The 20,588-nt window shown below is 42.4% G+C and carries 23 protein-coding genes, 2 tRNA genes and 1 pseudogene; 11 read left to right on the top strand and 15 right to left on the bottom strand.

Features of this window, described 5'->3' with window-relative positions; genetic code table 11:
• Positions 1–673: 673 nt before the first annotated feature.
• Positions 674–1,390: a biliverdin-producing heme oxygenase gene (locus tag V7K32_RS07565; protein ID WP_334991768.1), complete on the top strand. Its 717-nt coding sequence runs from the start codon at positions 674–676 to the stop codon at positions 1,388–1,390.
• A gap of 100 nt (positions 1,391–1,490) precedes the next feature.
• Here the strand turns inward: V7K32_RS07565 and V7K32_RS07570 are convergent, their stop codons facing one another.
• Positions 1,491–1,694, bottom strand: a complete 204-nt coding sequence (locus V7K32_RS07570; protein WP_334991770.1) for a hypothetical protein — start codon at positions 1,692–1,694, stop codon at positions 1,491–1,493.
• Positions 1,695–1,796: 102 nt separating this feature from the next.
• Here V7K32_RS07570 and cobW point away from each other — a divergent pair, with 102 nt between their 5' ends.
• Both cobW and V7K32_RS07580 read left to right on the top strand, forming a co-directional pair.
• On the top strand, positions 1,797–2,837 hold the full coding sequence (gene cobW, locus V7K32_RS07575) for a cobalamin biosynthesis protein CobW (protein WP_334991772.1): 1,041 nt from the start codon (positions 1,797–1,799) through the stop codon (positions 2,835–2,837).
• 121 nt (positions 2,838–2,958) lie between these two features.
• Positions 2,959–3,429: an ABA4-like family protein gene (locus tag V7K32_RS07580; RefSeq protein ID WP_334991774.1), complete on the top strand. Its 471-nt coding sequence runs from the start codon at positions 2,959–2,961 to the stop codon at positions 3,427–3,429.
• A gap of 67 nt (positions 3,430–3,496) precedes the next feature.
• Here V7K32_RS07580 and V7K32_RS07585 read toward each other — a convergent pair whose 3' ends face one another.
• The 3 genes from V7K32_RS07585 to V7K32_RS07595 all read right to left on the bottom strand — a co-directional run bounded on the left by V7K32_RS07585 (position 3,497) and on the right by V7K32_RS07595 (position 4,662).
• Positions 3,497–3,712, bottom strand: a complete 216-nt coding sequence (locus V7K32_RS07585; RefSeq protein WP_334804079.1) for an acetyltransferase — start codon at positions 3,710–3,712, stop codon at positions 3,497–3,499.
• Positions 3,713–3,976: 264 nt separating this feature from the next.
• Positions 3,977–4,285 (bottom strand): DUF3181 family protein, encoded by a 309-nt coding sequence (locus V7K32_RS07590; protein ID WP_334991776.1) that lies wholly within the window; start codon positions 4,283–4,285, stop codon positions 3,977–3,979.
• A 119-nt stretch (positions 4,286–4,404) separates the two neighbouring features.
• Positions 4,405–4,662, bottom strand: a complete 258-nt coding sequence (locus V7K32_RS07595) for a hypothetical protein (RefSeq protein WP_334991778.1) — start codon at positions 4,660–4,662, stop codon at positions 4,405–4,407.
• A gap of 124 nt (positions 4,663–4,786) precedes the next feature.
• Between V7K32_RS07595 and V7K32_RS07600 the strand changes: the two genes are divergently transcribed.
• Positions 4,787–5,500 (top strand): Uma2 family endonuclease, encoded by a 714-nt coding sequence (locus V7K32_RS07600; protein ID WP_334991780.1) that lies wholly within the window; start codon positions 4,787–4,789, stop codon positions 5,498–5,500.
• A gap of 71 nt (positions 5,501–5,571) precedes the next feature.
• Here the strand turns inward: V7K32_RS07600 and moaC are convergent, their stop codons facing one another.
• Positions 5,572–6,081 carry a cyclic pyranopterin monophosphate synthase MoaC gene (gene moaC, locus V7K32_RS07605; protein ID WP_334991782.1) on the bottom strand — a complete coding sequence of 170 codons (510 nt, stop codon included), beginning with the start codon at positions 6,079–6,081 and terminating at the stop codon, positions 5,572–5,574.
• 34 nt (positions 6,082–6,115) lie between these two features.
• Between moaC and V7K32_RS07610 the strand changes: the two genes are divergently transcribed.
• Positions 6,116–6,189, top strand: a tRNA-Arg gene (locus V7K32_RS07610).
• A gap of 80 nt (positions 6,190–6,269) precedes the next feature.
• Here the strand turns inward: V7K32_RS07610 and V7K32_RS07615 are convergent.
• The 4 genes and pseudogenes from V7K32_RS07615 to V7K32_RS07630 form a co-directional block, all read right to left on the bottom strand.
• Positions 6,270–6,587: pseudogene (locus tag V7K32_RS07615) on the bottom strand (MFS transporter); the annotation flags it as partial.
• Positions 6,533–6,667: a hypothetical protein gene (locus V7K32_RS07620; RefSeq protein WP_334991784.1), complete on the bottom strand. Its 135-nt coding sequence runs from the start codon at positions 6,665–6,667 to the stop codon at positions 6,533–6,535. The gene V7K32_RS07620 and the pseudogene V7K32_RS07615, both read right to left, overlap by 55 nt.
• Positions 6,657–7,670, bottom strand: a complete 1,014-nt coding sequence (locus V7K32_RS07625) for a glycosyltransferase family 2 protein (protein ID WP_334991786.1) — start codon at positions 7,668–7,670, stop codon at positions 6,657–6,659. The genes V7K32_RS07620 and V7K32_RS07625 overlap by 11 nt, the downstream gene beginning before the upstream one ends.
• A gap of 14 nt (positions 7,671–7,684) precedes the next feature.
• On the bottom strand, positions 7,685–8,389 hold the full coding sequence (locus V7K32_RS07630) for a C40 family peptidase (protein ID WP_334991788.1): 705 nt from the start codon (positions 8,387–8,389) through the stop codon (positions 7,685–7,687).
• A gap of 9 nt (positions 8,390–8,398) precedes the next feature.
• On the opposite strand from V7K32_RS07630, the gene V7K32_RS07635 reads away from it, so the two are divergent.
• Positions 8,399–9,331: a serine hydrolase gene (locus V7K32_RS07635; RefSeq protein ID WP_334991790.1), complete on the top strand. Its 933-nt coding sequence runs from the start codon at positions 8,399–8,401 to the stop codon at positions 9,329–9,331.
• 601 nt (positions 9,332–9,932) lie between these two features.
• Here V7K32_RS07635 and V7K32_RS07640 read toward each other — a convergent pair.
• The 5 genes from V7K32_RS07640 to V7K32_RS07660 form a co-directional block, all read right to left on the bottom strand.
• A complete protein-coding gene (locus tag V7K32_RS07640; RefSeq protein WP_334991858.1) occupies positions 9,933–11,573 on the bottom strand; it encodes a metallophosphoesterase family protein in 1,641 nt (546 codons plus the stop codon).
• A 344-nt stretch (positions 11,574–11,917) separates the two neighbouring features.
• Positions 11,918–11,991 (bottom strand) — tRNA-Pro (locus tag V7K32_RS07645).
• A gap of 50 nt (positions 11,992–12,041) precedes the next feature.
• A complete protein-coding gene (locus V7K32_RS07650) occupies positions 12,042–12,407 on the bottom strand; it encodes a DUF1818 family protein (RefSeq protein WP_334991792.1) in 366 nt (121 codons plus the stop codon).
• Between the two features lie 80 nt (positions 12,408–12,487).
• Positions 12,488–13,096 (bottom strand): hypothetical protein, encoded by a 609-nt coding sequence (locus V7K32_RS07655; RefSeq protein WP_334991794.1) that lies wholly within the window; start codon positions 13,094–13,096, stop codon positions 12,488–12,490.
• Positions 13,097–13,119: 23 nt separating this feature from the next.
• On the bottom strand, positions 13,120–13,356 hold the full coding sequence (locus V7K32_RS07660) for a DNA-directed RNA polymerase subunit omega (RefSeq protein WP_334885017.1): 237 nt from the start codon (positions 13,354–13,356) through the stop codon (positions 13,120–13,122).
• Between the two features lie 158 nt (positions 13,357–13,514).
• Between V7K32_RS07660 and V7K32_RS07665 the strand changes: the two genes are divergently transcribed.
• Complete coding sequence (locus tag V7K32_RS07665; RefSeq protein ID WP_334991796.1) at positions 13,515–13,934, top strand: fasciclin domain-containing protein; 420 nt, start codon at positions 13,515–13,517, stop codon at positions 13,932–13,934.
• Between the two features lie 160 nt (positions 13,935–14,094).
• Here the strand turns inward: V7K32_RS07665 and V7K32_RS07670 are convergent, their stop codons facing one another.
• Positions 14,095–15,549, bottom strand: coding sequence for a glycoside hydrolase family 13 protein (locus V7K32_RS07670; protein WP_334991798.1), 1,455 nt, complete (start codon positions 15,547–15,549; stop codon positions 14,095–14,097).
• Between the two features lie 266 nt (positions 15,550–15,815).
• On the opposite strand from V7K32_RS07670, the gene V7K32_RS07675 reads away from it, so the two are divergent.
• The 4 genes from V7K32_RS07675 (at position 15,816) to V7K32_RS07690 (ending at position 20,478) form a co-directional block, all read left to right on the top strand.
• Positions 15,816–17,543: a S8 family serine peptidase gene (locus V7K32_RS07675; protein WP_334991800.1), complete on the top strand. Its 1,728-nt coding sequence runs from the start codon at positions 15,816–15,818 to the stop codon at positions 17,541–17,543.
• Between the two features lie 114 nt (positions 17,544–17,657).
• Positions 17,658–17,948 carry a hypothetical protein gene (locus V7K32_RS07680; protein ID WP_334991802.1) on the top strand — a complete coding sequence of 97 codons (291 nt, stop codon included), beginning with the start codon at positions 17,658–17,660 and terminating at the stop codon, positions 17,946–17,948.
• Between the two features lie 413 nt (positions 17,949–18,361).
• The gene (locus tag V7K32_RS07685) at positions 18,362–19,651 is read left to right on the top strand and encodes a glucose-1-phosphate adenylyltransferase (protein WP_334991804.1); all 1,290 of its coding nucleotides are present in this window, start codon (positions 18,362–18,364) and stop codon (positions 19,649–19,651) included.
• Between the two features lie 257 nt (positions 19,652–19,908).
• Positions 19,909–20,478: an AAA family ATPase gene (locus tag V7K32_RS07690; protein WP_334991806.1), complete on the top strand. Its 570-nt coding sequence runs from the start codon at positions 19,909–19,911 to the stop codon at positions 20,476–20,478.
• Positions 20,479–20,588 lie beyond the last annotated feature (110 nt).

The raw sequence follows: 20,588 nt of genomic DNA on the forward strand, positions 1-20,588 counted from the left end.
AAGTAGCTCAAAAGTTGAAATTTAATTGAGTACTTATAATATCATTAATGTGTCATTAATCAAAAATAAGACAGTTTCTCTGTCTGGCGTTGAGACTTAAATGTTGTCAATTACTGAGTTAGAAACTGCTGTATAATACATTATTAATAATGAAAATATGCGTTTTTTCCTCAGTTAATCTATTTGTAATATATCACTTGCATATTCTATGTTCCTCAGTATCTGTACTTAAATTGGTATTAAGTCTTAGATTTTATCAAAGAACTACTGAAATAAGAAAAACTCGCTAATTTATTATCTAGGCATTCATCTGGATAGAATTAATACGAGGATTAAGAGATGTTTGATTTGAGCATGAAGTTGACTTAATTTAAAAATCTATATTACTGTAGTGTATTATTCCTTTCGGAATTTTGGAAACACAAAAGCTGATTTTCTGACTGGAAAATAAGGAATGGGCAATGGGGAATGCTGGGGAAATAATTTTCATGCGTTCAGGGCAATTATTTGCTTACGTCGTCATTGTATAAAAAGATGCGTTATTGTGGCAGCTTAAAAAATTTTAATATAAATTCTCATCAAATAGTTTTAAGGTAACCTTTTAATGGCTTTTTTAGCCGTTAGTAAATTAGAACTTCGGTAGTTAACTTTATTAAAAGTTGAGAAATTTAGTATGAGCAGCAATTTAGCAACCAAATTACGTGTAGGCACTAAGAAAGCCCACACGATGGCAGAAAATGTAGGTTTTGTCAAGTGCTTTTTAAGAGGAGTAGTCGAGAAAAACTCTTACCGGAAACTTGTTGCTAATTTCTACTTCGTCTACTCAGCGATGGAAGAAGAAATGGAAAAGCATCGCCAGCACCCAATTCTTTCTAAAATTAACTTTCAAGAGCTAAACCGCAAGTATACCTTAGAGCAAGACCTGAGTTATTACTTTGGTGCTAACTGGAGAGAGCAAATCAAGCTATCTCCCGCAGGTGAAGCTTATGTAAAGCGCATCCGAGAAATATCTGCCACAGAACCGGAACTGTTAATCGCTCATTCATATACTCGTTACTTGGGTGACTTATCCGGGGGACAAATTCTCAAAAATATTGCTGTAACGGCGATGAATTTGTCTGATGGGCAAGGAACAGCCTTTTATGAGTTTCCAGAGATTTCTGACGAGAAGGCATTCAAAGCCAAATATCGGCAAAATTTGGATGAATTACCCCTTGACGATGCTACAAGCGATCGCATCGTTGATGAAGCTAATGCCGCCTTTGGCACGAACATGACGATGTTCCAGGAATTGGAAGGCAATTTGATCAAGGCGATCGGGGTAATGCTTTACAATAGCCTCACACGGCGACTGACACGCGGTAGTACTGAACTTGTTACTGCTGAGTAAACTTTAATTAAGTAAAATTTTGTAAATCTAGGGGCAACCTTCCTGGGTTCACCTGAATAAAATCAGGCGATCGCGGGGATGTTGCCCCTACTGCTGTTTGTTAGCGATCGTGGCTATTACAGCAGAATTCAGAATAACAGAATTCAGGAGTAAAACACGCTTTATACCTGGCTTTGAGAGGAACATCATTAGGTTTTTGTTTGATTATGGATAGCCGAAGGACTTCCGCCTCCTGGTAGTTTCTGATGTTTTCGGCATATTTTGCTTGTTTTATCAATAGCTTAATAGTTTTAGCAGAATTCATTTGCGATAATCTCACTAATTTCTATCTACAGAATATATAAACCCTGATTCCTAATTTAGTCAGCGATCGGGGAAAATACAAACAGACACAATTAATTAAATAATGGCAACAAAAATTCCTGTCACAGTAATTACAGGCTTCTTAGGTAGTGGAAAAACCAGCCTAATTCGCCACCTGCTACAAAACAACCAAGGACGCCGCATTGCCGTTTTAGTCAATGAATTTGGCGAACTCGGTATTGATGGCGAATTGTTAAAATCCTGTCAAGTTTGCCCAGAAGATGGTGAGGGCGACAATAATATCTTTGAATTAACCAACGGCTGCTTATGCTGCACCGTGCAGGAAGAGTTTTACCCGATGATGCAAGAGTTAATCAAGCGGCGGGATAGTATCGATTGCATTTTGATTGAAACCTCTGGTTTAGCCTTGCCAAAACCACTGGTGAAGGCTTTTCGCTGGCAAGAAATTCGCAATGCTGCCACTGTGGATGCAGTGATTACCGTGGTAGATTGTGCGGCGGTAGCGGCGGGGACATTTGCTAGCGATTTAGAGGCGATCGCAGCCCAACGACAAGCAGATGATAGTCTAGAACACGAAACACCCTTGCAAGAACTGTTTGAAGACCAACTTGCTTGTGCAGACTTAGTGGTGTTAAATAAAATTGACTTGGTGGATGCCGAGACAAAAGCTAGAGTTCAGGAATTGATTAAGCAAGAGTTGCCTAGAGTGGTGAAGATTGTCGAGAGCGATCGCTCTCAACTAGATGCATCTATATTATTAGGATTCCAAGCCGCAGTGGAAGATAATTTAGATTCTCGTCCTAGTCATCACGATACCGAAGAAGACCACAATCACGACGAAGAAATTACCTCAACTAATTTAATTTTGAATCGTACTTTTGACCCAGAAAAGCTGCAACAGCAGTTAGAGAAAATAGCACAACAACAAGAAATTTACCGGATTAAAGGTTTTGTAGCAGTGCCAAATAAATCCATGCGCCTAGTGATGCAAGGGGTGGGAACCCGATTTGATAAATTTTACGATCGCCCCTGGAAATCTGAAGAGGCAAGGCAAACGCGCTTAGTGTTTATTGGACGTGATTTGAAGTCTTCAGAAATCGAATCACAACTTGTAGCTTTGTAAGTATAATCAGATCCCCGACTTCTTAGAGAAGTCGGGGATCTATATCCTGAGAGTTACGAGTTATGAATAATTAGTTAATTCAAAACAAATAATAACTGAAAACTCTTCACCTAACAAAAATATGACGATCTCTCAACTATTTAACGGCGCTAATCTTTTCGTATTGCCTTTTTGGGCGTTGATGATTTTATTGCCAAATTGGAAAGTTACACGGCAGATTATGTCATCATATTTGCCCTTTGTGCTATTAGCTGGAGCGTATGTGTATTTGTTTATCAATAGCATTACGGCAGAAAATGCCCAAGCTTTATCGAATCCCCAATTAGCTGATATTGCGCGGTTTTTTGCAGATGAAACGGCTGCTGCAACGGGTTGGATTCATTTTTTAGTGATGGATTTATTCGTCGGTCGCTGGATTTATTGGGAAGGACAAAAAACAGGTATTTGGACAATTCACTCTCTTGCACTATGTTTGTTTGCTGGGCCTATGGGATTACTGTCTCACATCTTGACTGACTGGATTGTTAAGACATTTTTCCCTATATCTCAGCAGAATGAAACGGTGACGATAGGAGAAAAAGCTGCGTCATAATCTGGCACATAGTAGGGTAGCACACCTGTGCTACCCTACTATTACAAATTACCTGATTTTAAAATCATTAAGCGTTGTCGTGTCTATAATCGGCATCTAACCAACAGCGTGGTAGAACTTCACCTGAAGGAAAAACGAGATTTTCCTTTTTAAAACTATTAGTTTGCTGTTCTTCTTGACCTTCTTGGTCTTTTGCGTGAACAACATCACTATTGGGATCAAGTAATTCCTGAATTTCAACAATCTTTACCAATTCGCCACTATCTTTAACTTGTAAAAGCATAGAAATTGCCTCAATGAGTTTGCATGGAAGTTCAAAGCGAGTCTCAAGATAAACTTGCTCAAATGTAAACCGATTTTGAACGCGGAGATTCCTTAATTGTTAAAGGATTTTATCAGATATCCACATATAAATTACACGAGATTAATTTGTGTGTATTTGTGGAGTTCATTTTTATAAAATAGATACCTAATCCAGAAGCTAAAATCGAATCAGGGAATGCTGATTAATAAAATTGTCTAACTTAGATAATCTTGATTTTAGCGATTAGAAACCACGTTGATATTTTTCCAAAATATCTACTAAAGTGACTTGACATTGCAGGGGTAGTAAATCAATTAAAGGAACTTCACGTTTCCCGCCACCAATCTTTATTGGAATCGATCCCAAGACTTGTAAAACTCGGTCTTCATTTACAGCGTTGGAAGTAATTAAAGGATACAGTTGCTCGGCAACAACTGTATGGAGTTTGGCATTAGATAGATAAAGATGCCATTTGGCAACGTCTATGTAAACGTTTTCGCCAATTTCAGCTGCTAGGGCTTCTAGTAGTTCTGTGGTGTTAGTCTTAGCCATAAAAATAACCCTACATTAAGAAAAAGTGCGAAATCTCAGGCTTTTTTACATTATGGCTGAATTAACAGCCTAATCCTACTACCAGAGGTTACAATCGCCCCAGCATGAGTAATCCATCTTCAGGTAGATTTTGGCGGAGTTTCGGTGTAGTTAGCGATCGCACTAATATAAATCAGATGCACCAAAACTATTCCTGTCCAACTTAAAGTCACCCAAGGCAGCCACTCCCAAGTAGTGCCTTTCAAGATGTGGAAAAACCACAAGCCAGAATTAATCGTAGCAGCGATCGCTACATGCATGGCAAAATTCATCCGGTCATCGATCTTGCGGTAATCAGGGTCTTTGCGATCGGGTTTGCGAGGCCAACGAGGAGGCATAAATATTTGTTACAGATTTAAATACACCCTATTCATTCTAAGGTTTTTGTGGCAGTGGTTGCTATTAGATCCTTACAACCAGTCATAATCGAATTGAAAGTCAAGAGCCGATGGGTTAAATTCTATGACGATCTTTGAGCAAATAGACCCGGATCTCCTTTATCCAGATAGCGACGGCAAACCAATGGCAGATAACACAGAGCAATATCGTTGGATTGTTCTGATTAAGGAGAATTTAGAGATTCTGTTAGCTAATAAGGATCATGTTTTGATTGCTGGAGATTTGCTCTGGTATCCTGTGCGTTCTCGGCTGATTACACCGACTGCACCTGATGTAATGGTTGTCTTCGGTAGATCAAAGGGAAAACGTCGTTCTTATCGTCAGTGGCAAGAAGATAATATTCCACCGCAAGTAGTCTTTGAGATTCTTTCTTATAGTAATGATACCAAGGAGATGGAGCGGAAGCTGGAGTTTTACGATACTTATGGTGTTGAAGAATACTATTTATACGATCCTGAAAGTTTTCAACTAGATGGCTGGTTGCGGCAAAACAACCATTTGAATAAGCTATGGCAAATGGATGGTTGGCTCAGTCCCCGCTTAGGAATTAGATTTCAAACTGGCCTTGGAGAGTTAGTAATTTACCGTCCAGATGGACAGAGATTTTTGAATTCCCTAGAACTAAATCAACGGGCAGAACAGGCTGAGTTATTAGTAGAACAAGAACGCCAACGCGCTGAACAAGAACGCCAACGCGCTGAACAAGAACGTCAACGCGCTGAACAGTTGGCAGCATATTTGCGTAATCTTGGCATTGATCCTGATAATCTGCCATGAGTGGGGAGTGGGGAGTGGGGAGTGAGGAGTTAGGAGTTTGCCCAATGCCCAATGTCCCAAAATAGAGTAGCTTATTGCTCTGGCGGTGAATAATCTCCTGATTTACCGCCACTCTTACTAATTAAACGAATTGATTCAATTTGAATCGATTTTTCTAAAGCTTTTGCCATATCGTATAAAGTCAGGGCAGCGACAGAAACGGCAGTTAAGGCTTCCATCTCTACACCAGTTTCAGCTTTGGTTTTGACTGTGGCTTGAATATGATAACCAGGTAGTTGCGGATCGGGTATAATTTCGACTGCGATTTTTTGCAAAGGCAAGGGATGACACAGGGGAATTAAAGTGGCTGTTTGCTTGGCTGCCATAATCCCAGCCAACCTTGCAGTTGCTAACACATCCCCTTTTGGAACATTTCCGGCTTGAATGGCAGCGAAGGTTGCTGGCAGCATCCGCACATTGGCCTCGGCTACTGCTTGGCGAATAGTAGGTGCTTTATCAGACACATCCACCATCTGTGCCTGTCCTTGGCGATCCAGATGGGTTAAATTAGCAAAATTAGATGGGAAATTATCTTGCGTCATTTGGTTATAACGTGTTAATATAGATTGTCGGTGAGGGCGTGTAGCTCAGTGGACTAGAGCACGTGGCTACGGACCACGGTGTCGGGGGTTCGAATCCCTCCTCGCCCGTTTTTGTAGAGATGCGAATTTGTAGAGACGCGAAATTTCGGGTGTAGAGACGCAAAATTTCGCGTCTCTACATTTGTTATCAAGGCATAAGCATCGGGAGCTAGAGCGAGTGCAAAGGGCAGGGAGTTTGATAGGTCTTTGCTCGACTGGGTGAGAAAAATTGCAAGGGCTAGAGAAGTCATCACAGCAGCATAGCCAAACATATCACGGTAGCCTACTTGTTGAGCGATCGCACCCAGAACAAGAGCAGCGATCACAATTCCTAAGTTAAGTCCAGCTATACATATAGCAAAAATTTGCCCCCGTTCTTGTGGCAGTGAGCGGTCTGCCATCATCGTCACCATCATGGAGATGAGTGTACCACCACCAGCACCTTCAGCGATCGCAGCCAGTAAGAAAAGGGAGATGAGGGGGATGAGGGAAAAGAATTAATAACCAATGCCCCATGCCTAATGCCCATTGCTACCTTACTTAACATTTTTTGCTACTACTTCTCGCACGCGATAGATAGGCCGCCCTTGGGATTCGTGGTATGTACGCATGAGTAATTCTGCCAAAAGACCGAAGCAAAATAACTGGACTCCAGTTACAAGTAGGAGAACTGCTAAAATCAGCAAAGGGCGATTGCCAATCATTTGACCGAAAGCTAATTTGACGAAAGTTAAGTAAATTCCGATCGCAGTTCCCGAAACCATTGAAATCAAGCCCAACAGCCCAAAAACGTGCATTGGACGGGTGAGGAATCTTTTCATAAACAGAATGGTTAACAAATCCATCAACACCCGGAATGTCCGCCAAATCCCATATTTACTGCGACCAAAGCGACGGGCGTGATGACGCACTGGTACTTCAGTAATTCTAGCTCCTTCGATGTACGCCAAAGCTGGTAAAAATCGGTGTAGTTCTCCGTAGAGGTTCATATCTGCCAGTAGTTCTGCACGATAGGCTTTCAGCGAACAGCCATAATCATGAATATTCACGCTAGTAGTACGCCGAATTAGCCAATTCGCTATTTTAGAAGGAAGTAACCGATTTACAGCCCCATCTTGGCGTTTTTGCCGCCAACCACTCACCAAATCGTAACCCTCATCCAGCTTTGCTAATAACATGGGGATATCAGCCGGATCATTCTGGAGATCGGCATCTAAAGTAACGATCACTTTCCCGACTGCATAATAAAATCCAGCAGCCATCGCCGCAGTTTGTCCGTAGTTGCGACGCAAAATCACTGCCTTTAAATCTGTGCGAATTTGCGCCTCTTTTTTCAGAAAATCCCCAGAACCATCTGTAGAACCATCATCTACACAAATAATTTCATAATTTATCTGACTAGAAGATAAAGTAGATGCGATCGCTTCTAGTAAAAGCGGCAAACTTTCCACCTCATCATGTATCGGCAGCACCACCGAAACATCTGGGACAATAGCTAAAATCGCCCCATTCTCTTCACTCAACCCTTGATCAACTAACCCACTCCTCATAAGCCTCAGCGCCCTCAGCGTCTCTGTGGTTCGTAACTTTTGATAACTCTACCAGCACCTCGCAGCTGCTGATAGTACGACTGACTAACAGCATCTCCCTGTTCCGAGAGAATATCAATTCCAATCCCATCCCGTCCGCGATCTTTCCCAGAACTATGAATGTAATAACCATCCGCCAAATAAAGCCCGACATGGGTTGCTTTTTGGCTAGTTCCAAAAAATACCAGATCCCCGGCTGTTAATTCTGCAATAGTAATTGGTTGAGTAAACCCTTCCTGCTGATAGGCATCTCTAGGTAACCAAATACCCACCGAAGCAAACGCCGCCTGCATCAACCCCGAACAGTCATAATTTGGCCCAACCGTACCACCCCAAAGGTAATAATTGGATTGTTGCATCGCTTTTTGGGTAAAGGCGATGACCTTTGCTAGGAGTTTTTTAATTTCAGATTCAGAAAATGTTGCAGCAGGGTAATGTACAGTAGCAGATTGTAATGAATCAAAATCTGAAAAGGATACCCATCCTGGATAGTCATCTTCACACAAATACACCTCAATCGCTAAATTTTGATGATTTGATGTTACCCATAAATGCCGCCCAGATGCAGCTTGAGTTGCTAAACGCGTACATTCAGGAGAATCATATAAATTCAGGTCAGCAATACACTGATACTGCCCTGATTTTGGATTTTGGATTTTGGATTTTAGATTAAAGGACATTACTAGAGAATGATTTTTTTTAATAAAGACGAACAACTGGAAAATCTTGGGTTAGGCATTTTAGATGCAACTTGGGCAGAATTTCCGACCTTAGCCCGTAATCAAATTGCCCTGACTTGGGTTGTTTACGATCCACCAGTGCTAGTAAATACTGGTGGGGCGCTGACTCCCAACGCTTTTTGGGATCATCCAGTTCGTGGTTTTACTTATCGTGGTGTTGAACGGATTTATCCCGCCAGTGTAGTCAAGCTATTTTACCTGGTAGCGGTAAACGAATGGCTAGAAAAAGGCATGACTCAGACTTCCAAGGAGTTGGAGCGAGCTTTGCGGGATATGATTGTAGATTCAAGCAATGATGCTACCAGCTTGGTTGTGGATATTCTGAGTGGTACTACATCAGGGCCAGAATTACCAACAAGTCCCTTTGAAACTTGGAAATATCAGCGTAATATTATTAACCGCTATTACCAATCATTAGGTTGGGAAGAAATGCAGACGATTAACGTCTGTCAAAAAACTTGGGGTGATGGCCCTTATGGACGGGAACGGGCGTTTGTGGGAGAGTTACTGGAAAATCGTAATATGTTGACAACAAATGCGATCGCTCGTTTACTGCATAGTATTGTAGGTGGGGTGGCGGTTTCAAGTGGGCGATCGCAAGCAATGATGGCTTTACTGAAACGGACTCTCAACGATTTACCCACTGACACCGAAGAAAATCAGGTAACAGGTTTCTTAGGCGGTGGAGTCACTGAAAATGCTCAAATTTGGTCAAAAGCAGGTTGGACAAGTCAAGTTCGCCATGACGTTGCGTATATTGAAATACCAGAACAGCGCCCTTACCTCTTAGTGGTATTTACTGAAGGTAAAGCGCACGCTAAGAGTCAGGCAATTTTGCCCTTTGTTTCTAAACTAGTTGCCGATGCGATCGCTAGTCTATAATCTTAGGACTTACGCACAAGAGATCCCCCCTTTTTTACTTGTCGTTATCCATATTTTTATAACACTCAAAGTATCGCGCTTACCCGATATCCCGCCCAGAACTTCAGTTCTGGGCTGATAGCTTGCATTCCACTAAGTGTGGACTGAAATTCTCCATTTTAGATATGATAGCCATCTATATGGCTAAAAATTTGGCGTTGCTAAATTGGGAGCATCCCTATTTTGGCTTAAATCTTTTCCCTCACCCCCAGCCCCTCTCCCAAATATGTGAGAGGGGAGACATAATTCTAGTTCCCCGAATCCCAAATATGTGAGAGGGGAGGCATAATTCTAGTTCCCCGAATCCCAAATATGGGATTCGGGGTTAGGGGATGAGGGCTATCAAGGTTTTTGCACCTGACGGGATGCTCCCTGCTGAATTGCGGTATGAATATAGATGTAGAGACGTTGCAATGCAACGTCTCTACAAAGATTTTGATATCATGCAGAATCATTTTCATACATGAAATCAGCAACGCCAAAAATTTTGTATTTAGTCCTCTTGAGAGGACTTTAGCTATTAGCCTGGGAATTTATTCCCAGGCGGTAATGGTAAGGATGACTATTTCAACTTAAATTCATCAAACTTCAATACTTCCGAATCCGGCTTGCGAGTATCAAAACGATAACTACTTATCGTACCCGTCCCCGTGTCAAAGATACTAAAAACCGTAATATCATTACTCGAAATATAAGGCATCGGCTTTCGATCATCACCCAGCAAAGGGGCAATTGTTGGCACTATCGGTTCTAACCCATTAGGATCGCCAAGCTTAACATAATCTTCTTGATATCCAATTGGCACTTCTCGCTTTCTCTCACCCCAAGCAGCACCGTAAGTATTGCCCACATTAGATGTTTCCAGAAAGTGCATTCCACTGGGGCTAACAAAGCGGTTCCACAAATGGGAATGCCCATAGAATACTAATTGCACATTAGCTGCTTCAAGTAAAGGGACAACATCGCGGATAATGTAATCTGCATCTTTTGGGTACTCATAACGGACTGCTTTGATATTATTATCATCCCGTTCAATTATTTGAACTGGTTCTGTATAAGCAGGAACTATATTATCGCCCAGAGTGTGGGGCGGATGATGGAACATTACAACTTTGTATTTTGCTTGTTTAAACTCAGGGCTGTTGAGTTCTGCCTCTAGCCAATTGTACTGCTTGCTGCCTTTAGCAATTGGCTCATAAATCACCTGTCCATAACCCCAATTTTCATGATTATTTAAATCCTTTTCGGCTTCTCGATATCTACCCCTATGCTTTCCATTTAAACTGGGAGTCCGCCACATATTCGTAGCGAATAGTACCACCAAACGCACATCACCAAAACTGACTGCATAATACCTTTTTCCACCCTCTTTACTTTTTGGTAAAGAGAAAATTTCTTCGTAGGTATTAGTATTAAAAGAATTGTCTACTAAAGATGTGTCTCGATAAATTTTTTGAGCAACGGTACGGGGAATTGTATCATCAAATTCATCATCTAAACTTCCCATCCTGGCAAATCGCCCCATTACCTCATGATTGCCAATGCAAGTAAACATGGGTGCGTGTTGAATTATTTGTCCACCAGTGTAGATTGTCTTAACACCGTCGTGCGTCATTTCATATTTAGCACGACCTTGTAAACCGGGAAACAACGCACCACCACTATTATCATCAAACCATTCTGAGGCGCGATCGCTGACATTAACCAAATCACCGGCAAACCATACTCCATCAACCCGTCCAACCGTTTCTACCACCTTTTGCAGATTTGCCGCAGTCATCGGCTTTAATTGATGATCTGATGTGAGTAAAATTTTGAGTGGTGTATCCAGTTTTGCAGTAGCTGCGAGGGTAAAAACATCACTCCTAACACTTTCGCCGTCTTCTCGCACACTCGTAATGCGATAGTTTACCCGCAAACCAGGAGTTAACCCAGTCACCTCAGCCTCATGTCGCCAAATATCGCGCCAGACGGGTTTTTGATAAACTTGTCCGTCTTTGGCTTGGTTTGCAACTCTTGAGTGTTGGTCTTCACGAGTGCGACTGAGTTTGGTAGTATTTGCCTTAACAGTTTGTTTAAGATTTTCACCGTAGATTACTGTGTGATTAACACCAGCAAACTCAGTAAACCAAACTACTTGCACTGAGGTTTCAGTTGGCAGTTGTAAAAATGGGTCGGTGAGCAATTGGGATGCTGATGTCATAATTTTTTGCCCAAATGAACGCACACTTAACAGAGTAAAGCATATAACAAGCACAAGCGTAGCCACCGAGAAAATTTTACGGCGGCTTTTGCGTCTGAGCATGAGTAACATACCAAATTTTTTAGCGTTTGGTAAAAATATACATCTACCACAAGCTTTATTTGCGATCGCACTGCTGTCAGGATCACTCACTTGCTGCGGTTTGATCGCTTTTGTTGGACGGGCTAAAAAAATCACCTAGAAGCTGAAATATTTTGTATTCTGTGTGCTACGTCATTTCTACAGTGCCATGAAAAAACCTGCTAATCATTTTGAAAAGACTAGCAGGCATGGCTTATCATCAATCGGAGCGGCGGGATTCGAACCCACGACCTCCACTACCCCAAAGTGGCGCGCTACCAAGCTGCGCTACGCCCCGGTCAGAATTCCTATTCTACAGCAAAACTCTAGGATAAGCAAGAGGCAAATTTAAAAAACCTTAAGCATCCCACTCGCTTGCACTAAATCTGGAACAACAGAAGCATCCCATTTACCTTCTACACATCGCCCTGTATTTAAGATGAAGCGCAGACTGTAAGCATGAGGATAGCCTTCTACCTCCATCCATAATAAATCGCTTTCGGCTTCACAAGCAATTTTTTCCTCTTCCATTAATTCTGTTGCGAGTTGCTTCATGGTGTCTGCTAGCTGTGCTAGTAAGCGGCAAAAATCATTCAACTCGGCTTCGGTTAACTCAATTGCCCAATCATCTGTACCGACTAAACCTTTAAATTCAGGTGCATCGGGGTTGTGTCCTATACGCCAGCCAAATCCGGTTTTTACAAGGCGTTCCATAGGTTAGTTTTTTAAACGCAGAGGGACGCTGAGGTTTAACGCAGAGGAACGCAAAGGAAGATTTTGAACTCTGGGTTTGGTCATTTCAGTAGTTCAGCACCTCCTCGTTGGGGTGGTTGTGGGGTGGTTGATGTATTAGGGCTGGGTGTGGGGTTGGGGCTGGGGGGTGGAGTATTTTGGGGACTCGGGTTAAATATATTGACTAAGACTTGCACTAGGGCATTTCGTTGGCTGCGGGTGAGACGGGTGATGGCAAAGCGATCGCCTTCCATCGGATTTTCCCGTAGTGTTTTATTGCCTGGATAGGTAGTATCATACATAATTTCGTTCGCACCCAGGTAATCAGCTAAAGTCAGCTTCCAATCTAAGCGATAAATTGGGGCCCGCCCTTTGGTATAAATGTGATATGTAATCAGGCGACTTACTAAGGTGTTGTTTTCGGCAACTTTCCCATTTTCTTTGCTGATATAGTTATTTTCTCGTGGTAAATCGGGCAATTGCTGATATACTAGCTGCCAAACATCGCTAGGTGTGATTCTCTGAGCATCAGCAGGTTGGATACTAAATAAATTTCTATGTATTGATTTTTCCGCCCCTGAACCCAAAACAATTACACCCACCACCATTAAAGCAGTGAGTGTCTGCCAAGGTTTAAGTAGGGGTTGAATGAACGATAAATTTTTGCTCATCCTACCTTCTCTAAAGCCTTTTTTTATAATTCGCCAATAATTTCTGGCTGAGTCAATTCATCGGACATTTCGATAATTGCCCTTAACACTGGCTTCATCATCACATCTTCGTTATTTTCAAAGTCTTCATAACGCCGACGTTTAGCACGATTTGCCACCTGAACCGTAATGCGGTAACGATTTGAGGCTGCACTAATCAGCTCCTCAGAACGGTGCATAATCTGAGACTGAGTTGTCTCGAACTTAGAACGCTTTAGCATAATCAGTGGTTCTTGGGGTCATTCCCCAGTGTAGCAGTACCAATAAATCTGCTGCTGTGTATTTAATCGCTAGCAACCTCTCTCTTGATAGAGGTTGAGAGTGTTTTAGTCAATATAAGTTACTTGTAATATATACCTGACTAAAGTCACACACCCTTATGGCTGACCTTGTGGAAACTGCTATCAACGCGGGAAACTTCAATACCCTGGTAAAGGCTGCTGAAGCTGCAAATCTGATAGAAACTCTGAAAAGTCCTGGTTCTTTTACACTATTTGCACCAACTGACGAAGCCTTTGCCAATCTGCCAGAGGGAACCTTAGAATCGCTACTACAAGATATCCCTAAGCTCCAGAAAATTGTCGCATATCATGTCGCTAGTGGGGATGTTCGATCTGATGATTTGGCACAGATCAATGAGGCACAGACTCTTGAAGGGTCAATTGTCGCCATTGAATCTGCCAACGGTAAATTTAAGGTAAATAACGCTAATGTCATCAAAACAGACATTTTGACAGACAATGGCGTGATCCACGTTATTGATGCGGTGTTGATGCCTGCAATGGTTGCGGGGAGATAGGGGGATTGGGGATTGGGAATTAATCAATAGTTTTTTTTCTTCCTCTGCTCCCTAGTAGTCTGTCAATTTGATTTTGTTAAGTTTGTTTGTACTATCCAAAACCTTGTAGAGACGCGAAATTTCGCGTCTCTACATCCGTCATTTTTATGTTGACATACTACTAGTCTCCAGCCCCCAGGATGCAGCCACTGCGTGGGGGAAGAGTTAATAACAACTGTTCACTATTCCACTCAACTTCAGCAGTGCCATATAACAGCTTATTGGGTTGGGTACGCAAACTGGCGACATCTGCATTGGCTGTTGTCGAACTTGTGCCAGCGTTCACGGCAATTATCAATTCCTCTGTCCCTAAAGTTCGTGCAAAGATATAAATTTGTCCTTGAGCATGGAGGACTTGGTAATCACCTGTACGCAATGCTGGGTATGTGTGGCGCAGGGCAATTAATTGACGATGAGTATTGAAAATTTCTTGATTCCAGTTACTCTCTAAAGGAAAACCACGACGTGAGTCTGGATCTATTGCACCAGGTAAACCAACTTCATCACCATAGTAAATGCTGGGCGCACCGGGAAAGGTGAGTAGTAGTAAAGTTGACAATTCTATACTACCTATATCACCGCCTGCAATGCTCATTAATCGGGCTGTATCGTGACTTGCTAACAAATTGAGTTGAGTTAGCTGAATTTCCCAAGGGTAAAGTTGCAGTACTTCTTGAATTTTGGTGGCGTATTCGGCTGCAAATAAGGGTGGGTAGGGTTGATAGTCGCGGCCTTGGACTTGTTCTAAGACTACGCGATCGCCTGCTGCAAAGGCAATTGTCGGCCCTGCAAATAGATAATTCATCACGCCGTCAAATTGCGTTCCATCCAACCACTCGCGGGAATCTCCCCAGACTTCGCCGACAATGTAAGCTTCAGGATTGACTGCCTTGACGCGATCGCGGAATTCCTGCCAAAATCCAGGAGTTTTTATTTCAAATGGTACATCTAATCGCCAACCATCAATGCCGAATTTTATCCAATATTCGGCAATTTCCATAATGTATTCTCGCACTTCTGGATTATCATGGTTAAATTCTGGTAAAGCCCGATTTCCCACCCAACCTAGGTAATTTGCCGGCAATTCCCCATTGTATGGTGAAAGCGGCCAGCCTTCTATTTTGAACCAATTTACCCAAGGTGAATGGGGGCCATTCTCCAAAACGTCGTGGAAGAAGAAAAAACCACGGCTAGAATGATTAAACACCCCATCTAGAACAACTTTGATATTCCGTTGATGGGCTGCATCTAGCAATTCCTTAAAAGCTTCGTTGCCCCCCAGCATCGGGTCAACTTGATAATAATCGTGGGTATGATAGCGATGATTGCTGGCGGATTGAAAAATCGGTGTAAAGTAAATCGCGTTAATTCCCAAATCCTGGATGTAGTCTAAACCCTCTATGATGCCCCATAAGTCGCCGCCTTTATAACCCTGGAGTGTTGGCATTGAGTCCCAATCTTCCCAACGGGCTTCCTGCAATAACCGTTTGCGCGGCTGTTTGCTTCTGGCAAAGCGATCTGGGAAGATTTGGTAAAAAACTGCGTGCTTTACCCAGTCTGGTGTTTGAATTTGCATGGATAACTTTTTCTAGCTTCAGAAGCGATCGTTGCAAATCTTAGCTTCTTTATGGCTCTTACTTATGATAGAGAATTGGGAATTGGGCATTGGGAACACTTGTCTCTATTCCTTATCTACTATGTTTTTGAGCAAATGTTATTACTATAGCAATCCTGAATGATTCGTGAGACAAAAGATCCCCGACTTCTTAAAGAAGTCGGGGATCTGCGGCTTGCACTAAATTCTTGGCTTCTAGCTCCCAATAAATTGAATTTGAGGTAAAAATGAGGCACGAAAAACTTTCTCCCGGATTACTTTTGGCATTTCGAGACTATCAAAATGAAGGAGAGCAAGCTTTAGTTACACACAAGCGATCGCTTGGCATCATTGCCCACAAAAGCCCAGTCAAGCCCACAAAAAGCGTCGTTTTTATTTACTGCGACCATGATGCAGACTTAAGTTATCTATCACAATATAATATTGAAGTCAATCAAAACTCTGGAAGTGTGCGGACGGCTTTCTTACCGATAGAGAATTTAGATGTCTTATCTGAAGAAGATGTGATTCGGCGAATTAAGCCATCACGCAAACTTCATTTAAGAATGGACACTGCAATCGGAACAGTCAAATTACCGGAGTTCCAGAACCGAACCGGACTGACTGGTAAAGGAGTAATTATCGGCATTATAGACAGTGGCATTGATCCGAAACACCCCGCCTTTGCTGGACGAATTTTACACATTTGGGATCAAACACTGCCAGGCCCCGGAGTCACAGAGGGCGGCTATGGGGCCCAATTGACGGGAGCGCAACTGACAATTTCTCAGGATACTGGCGGTCATGGTACTCACGTTGCGGGAATTGCCGCCGGTGCCGATGCTAGCTATGGCGGTATCGCACCAGAAGCGGAATTGGTTATCGTCAGGTCAGATTTAGAGGATGCCCACATTGCTGATGCTGTGCGTTACATTTTCCGAGTTGCTAGAGAATTGGGACGCCCAGCAGTGGTAAATCTCAGCTTGGGCGGACACGCTGATGCCCATGATGGTAGTGATTCCTTATCAAAGGTCATTGATGCCGAAACTGGCCCTGGAAGAATTGTTTGCTGTGCGGCGGGTAACGAAGGAAACCATAACATTCATGCTCAAGCGACGATACCCAGTGGACGCACTCGCGGTATACGCTTTAATGTTCCTTTGAATCAAATACCCATAGTTTGGTTAAACGGTTGGTATTCCAAAAACGGCGAATTGGAAGTTTCTGTGCGGAGTCCTAACGGTTTTATCACCCCTTTCCAAAAAATAATTACTCAGGGTAATGCCGCACAAGATTATCAGTTACCAGATGCACGGGTGCAATTAGCGACACCAGCGCCAGACCAAGCCAACGGCGACCATAATTTCTTTGTGCAAATACGCGGTATTGACCCCTCGCCAGTCATGGGAGGTATTTGGCAACTGCGAGTCCGCAATGCTTCCTCATCTGACACACGTTTAGACGTGTGGACACTAGATGACAGTTCATCAGTGTTTTTCACAGGTAAAAGTGTCAAGGATGCAGTAAAAATTGGTTCGCCAGGAGCCGCTAGCAGTGCAATTACAGTTGCCGCTTATACTACTAAAACCAAGTACACAGATATTGATAACCAAGTGCGAGAAATGGGGTTAGAATTGCATACTATTTCGGAATTCAGTAGTGAAGGGCCTCTACGGAATAATGGACAAAAGCCGGATGTAGCAGCACCAGGAGCGATGATTATTTCGACGCTTTCCGCCGATGCAAATTTTGACCGCTCATCGATGATTAGTTCCAAGTTTGTGGTGCAGGCTGGTACGAGTATGGCAACACCGTTCGTTAGTGGATTAGTGGCACTGCTGTTGCAGCGCGATCCTAAACTCGATCCGGCTGCGGTGAAAGACTTGCTACGTAAAAATAGTACCATTCCTGGAAAACCCGCAGGCACATTTGATGACAAATGGGGTTATGGAGTGATTAAGACCTTAAATCTGTAATTAGACTGAGAAATATGAATATTATTTCTGTACAAGGGTAGGCAATAAAAACCTATAAATTTGATAAGTTAAGGTAGACAGAAATTGTCTACTCTTTTTAGTAAGGAGTTGCTGATGAATTATCAAAAATTAGATGCCGCTCTTGCTACAGCGCTGAATGATGTTCAAAATTCACAAGAAACTAGTTTGGCTGTTTTCATCCATACGGAACCAATTTTAAACTCTACTGCAACTGCTGTTTTAGAAAGTTTTGGTGTCAGTGACGTTAGCAGTGGCAAAGATATTTTTACGGCAACACTCTCACCAAATGCCATTTCCCAGTTATCAGAGCAACCTTGGGTGAAATATCTGAAGCGATCGCAGCAATTAGGTTTGGTTAATAGAAGATTAAATACAGGGAAGTAAGCTGTTTAATGGGCATTGCCTAACCCTACAATGTGCGGATAATTTTTTGCTGTTACTGTGAATCAGGTTTTGATTAAACAAACTGTTGGCAAGTTTAATTATACAGAAATCCTGTAGTATTATATTGGATAGTTAAATTCTAAGTAAGTCATTACCGATGTATTATTAATTAGTTATACCTGGTTAGTCTGAGAATTATCAAGTGATTGTTTGCAATGCCAGAACAGTTTATACTTAAAAAATTGAGTATAAATTATTACTTGTAGTCACTTTTTTGATTAACAGGCAGCACTATCCATTACCAGTAGCTTTCTGTAAAATTCATCCCAAAGAATCAGATGAACCCCCTTACCTGTGGTGGCAGACAGTCCTAAACTGAAGATGAGAGTTGAAAGGCAGTCGGGAGACATTTTGTGAAAAAAGTTTTATCAATCATTCTTGGTGGTGGCGCGGGTACTCGGCTTTACCCACTAACCAAACTACGTGCTAAACCAGCAGTACCAGTAGCAGGGAAATACCGCCTAATCGATATCCCTGTCAGTAACTGCATCAATTCCGAAATATTCAAAATCTACGTCCTGACACAATTCAACTCAGCTTCCCTGAATCGCCACATCGCCCGTACCTACAACTTTACTGGGTTCAATGAGGGGTTTGTGGAAGTGCTAGCGGCACAACAAACACCAGAAAACCCTAACTGGTTCCAAGGTACAGCCGATGCTGTACGTCAGTATCTGTGGTTAATGGAAGAATGGGATGTAGATGAATATTTAATCCTCTCAGGCGATCACCTCTACCGCATGGATTATCGTGAGTTTATCCAGCGCCATAGGGAAACGGGGGCTGATATTACTCTCTCAGTCATCCCTATAGATGAACGCCGCGCCTCAGATTTTGGCTTGATGAAAATTGACGATTCTGGTAGAGTAATCGATTTTAGCGAAAAACCGAAAGGTGAAGCTTTAATCCAAATGCGCGTTGATACAAGCGTACTGGGATTATCAAATGAACTTGCCCAGCAACAGCCTTACATCGCCTCAATGGGGATTTATGTCTTTAAAAAAGAGGTTTTGTTCAAGTTGTTGAAAGAAGGTATAGAAAGGACTGATTTTGGTAAAGAAATTATTCCTGATGCCTCTAAAGATTACAACGTTCAAGCTTACCTTTTTGATGATTACTGGGAAGATATTGGAACAATTGAGGCATTTTATCATGCCAATTTAGCTCTGACTCAGCAGCCCCAACCGCCTTTTAGTTTCTACGATGAAAAAGCACCAATTTATACCCGCGCTCGTTACTTACCTCCGAGTAAACTATTAGATTGCCAGATCACAGAATCAATTATCGGCGAAGGTTGTATTTTGAAGAATTGCCGCATTCAACATTCAGTTTTAGGAGTGCGATCGCGGATTGAATCTGGCTGTCTGATCGAAGAATCTTTGCTGATGGGTGCAGATTTTTACCAAGCTTCTGTAGAACGCAAATCTAACGTAGAACAAGGTGACATTCCTGTAGGTATTGGTGCTGACTCAATTATTCGCGGTGCGATCATCGATAAAAACGCCAGTATCGGTCACGATGTCAAAATTATCAATAAAGATAACGTGCAAGAAGCTGACCGCGAAAGTCAAGGTTTCTATATCCGCAGTGGCATCGTTGTTGTACTGAAAAATGCTGTAATTACCGATGGAACGATTATTTAATAGTTAGGAGTTAGGAGTTAGGAGTTAGGAGTTGGGAGTTAGGAGTTTGGAGTTGGGAGTTAAACCTTATCTAAGTTGAGAAGCGTAGTTTTCACCCTCTCCCTAAATCCCTCTCCCAAATCTGGGAGAGGGAGTTTGAAATTCTGGCTCCCCGAATCCCAGATTTAGGATTCGGCGTTGGGGGATGAGGGCAAATATTTTTCATCATGGAAGAACTATAGGTTTCAAGATAGACGTGGTTTAGGAGTTAGGAGTTAATGACTAAAAATTATGATTATTCCTCACTCTTGACTTTTAATTCTTCACTTCTAACTTCTCATTCCTCGCTTCTTTTGTTGATTGGCCTTCCAGGTAGCGGTAAGTCTACTTTGGCAAAAGAATTACTCACAGAATGCCCCCAGATGCTACTGATTTCTACGGATGGCATTCGGGGGCACCTGTTTGGTTCTCAAGCTATTCAGGGGCCGTGGCTGCTGATTTGGCAAGAAGTAGAACGGCAATTTCAGCAAGCTATTTATACTAAGAATATAGCTATTTTTGATGCCACTAATGCCCAACGCCGCCATCGCCGTGAAGTCATTGCTTTAGCCCGTGACTTGGGTTTTACCCACATTACCGGAATTTGGGTGGATACCCCAGTGTGGCTGTGTATAGCACGTAATAAAAGGCGATCGCGCCAGGTTCCTGAAGAAATTATCTTGCGGATGCACCGTCAACTCCGAGATGCTCCCCCAAGTCTGGAAGAGGGACTAGACAGGCTGATTTGCTTATCAGAAAAACCAGAGTACGGAAATTGCGATCGCTTGTTGAGCGAGAACCACACTTGAATTTCTATATTCTTTGTTAATTTAAAGTCAGATTCTCAATGCTAAGGCACTATACCGGGCAAACTAACATCTCTTATCTTAAAAAAAACATAACAGGAATTTCTATAGGA

It is taken from the genome of Nostoc sp., assembly GCF_036917635.1.
Taxonomy (GTDB): Bacteria; Cyanobacteriota; Cyanobacteriia; order Cyanobacteriales; family Nostocaceae; genus Nostoc.

Coding starts and splice junctions, on each gene's coding strand:
- V7K32_RS07650 (WP_334991792.1), bottom strand. CDS start 12,407: ATGGAACGCCTTGTAAAAACCGGATTTGGCTGGCGTATAGGACACAAC.
- V7K32_RS07660 (WP_334885017.1), bottom strand. CDS start 13,356: ATGCTAAAGCGTTCTAAGTTCGAGACAACTCAGTCTCAGATTATGCAC.
- V7K32_RS07640 (WP_334991858.1), bottom strand. CDS start 11,573: ATGACATCAGCATCCCAATTGCTCACCGACCCATTTTTACAACTGCCA.
- V7K32_RS07635 (WP_334991790.1), top strand. CDS start 8,399: ATGATTTTTTTTAATAAAGACGAACAACTGGAAAATCTTGGGTTAGGC.
- V7K32_RS07690 (WP_334991806.1), top strand. CDS start 19,909: ATGACTAAAAATTATGATTATTCCTCACTCTTGACTTTTAATTCTTCA.
- V7K32_RS07620 (WP_334991784.1), bottom strand. CDS start 6,667: ATGTTAAGTAAGGTAGCAATGGGCATTAGGCATGGGGCATTGGTTATT.
- V7K32_RS07625 (WP_334991786.1), bottom strand. CDS start 7,670: ATGAGGAGTGGGTTAGTTGATCAAGGGTTGAGTGAAGAGAATGGGGCG.
- V7K32_RS07570 (WP_334991770.1), bottom strand. CDS start 1,694: ATGAATTCTGCTAAAACTATTAAGCTATTGATAAAACAAGCAAAATAT.
- V7K32_RS07630 (WP_334991788.1), bottom strand. CDS start 8,389: ATGTCCTTTAATCTAAAATCCAAAATCCAAAATCCAAAATCAGGGCAG.
- V7K32_RS07665 (WP_334991796.1), top strand. CDS start 13,515: ATGGCTGACCTTGTGGAAACTGCTATCAACGCGGGAAACTTCAATACC.
- V7K32_RS07595 (WP_334991778.1), bottom strand. CDS start 4,662: ATGCCTCCTCGTTGGCCTCGCAAACCCGATCGCAAAGACCCTGATTAC.
- V7K32_RS07590 (WP_334991776.1), bottom strand. CDS start 4,285: ATGGCTAAGACTAACACCACAGAACTACTAGAAGCCCTAGCAGCTGAA.
- V7K32_RS07670 (WP_334991798.1), bottom strand. CDS start 15,549: ATGCAAATTCAAACACCAGACTGGGTAAAGCACGCAGTTTTTTACCAA.
- V7K32_RS07655 (WP_334991794.1), bottom strand. CDS start 13,096: ATGAGCAAAAATTTATCGTTCATTCAACCCCTACTTAAACCTTGGCAG.
- moaC (WP_334991782.1), bottom strand. CDS start 6,081: ATGACGCAAGATAATTTCCCATCTAATTTTGCTAATTTAACCCATCTG.
- V7K32_RS07585 (WP_334804079.1), bottom strand. CDS start 3,712: ATGCTTTTACAAGTTAAAGATAGTGGCGAATTGGTAAAGATTGTTGAA.
- V7K32_RS07600 (WP_334991780.1), top strand. CDS start 4,787: ATGACGATCTTTGAGCAAATAGACCCGGATCTCCTTTATCCAGATAGC.
- V7K32_RS07675 (WP_334991800.1), top strand. CDS start 15,816: ATGAGGCACGAAAAACTTTCTCCCGGATTACTTTTGGCATTTCGAGAC.
- V7K32_RS07565 (WP_334991768.1), top strand. CDS start 674: ATGAGCAGCAATTTAGCAACCAAATTACGTGTAGGCACTAAGAAAGCC.
- V7K32_RS07580 (WP_334991774.1), top strand. CDS start 2,959: ATGACGATCTCTCAACTATTTAACGGCGCTAATCTTTTCGTATTGCCT.
- V7K32_RS07680 (WP_334991802.1), top strand. CDS start 17,658: ATGAATTATCAAAAATTAGATGCCGCTCTTGCTACAGCGCTGAATGAT.
- cobW (WP_334991772.1), top strand. CDS start 1,797: ATGGCAACAAAAATTCCTGTCACAGTAATTACAGGCTTCTTAGGTAGT.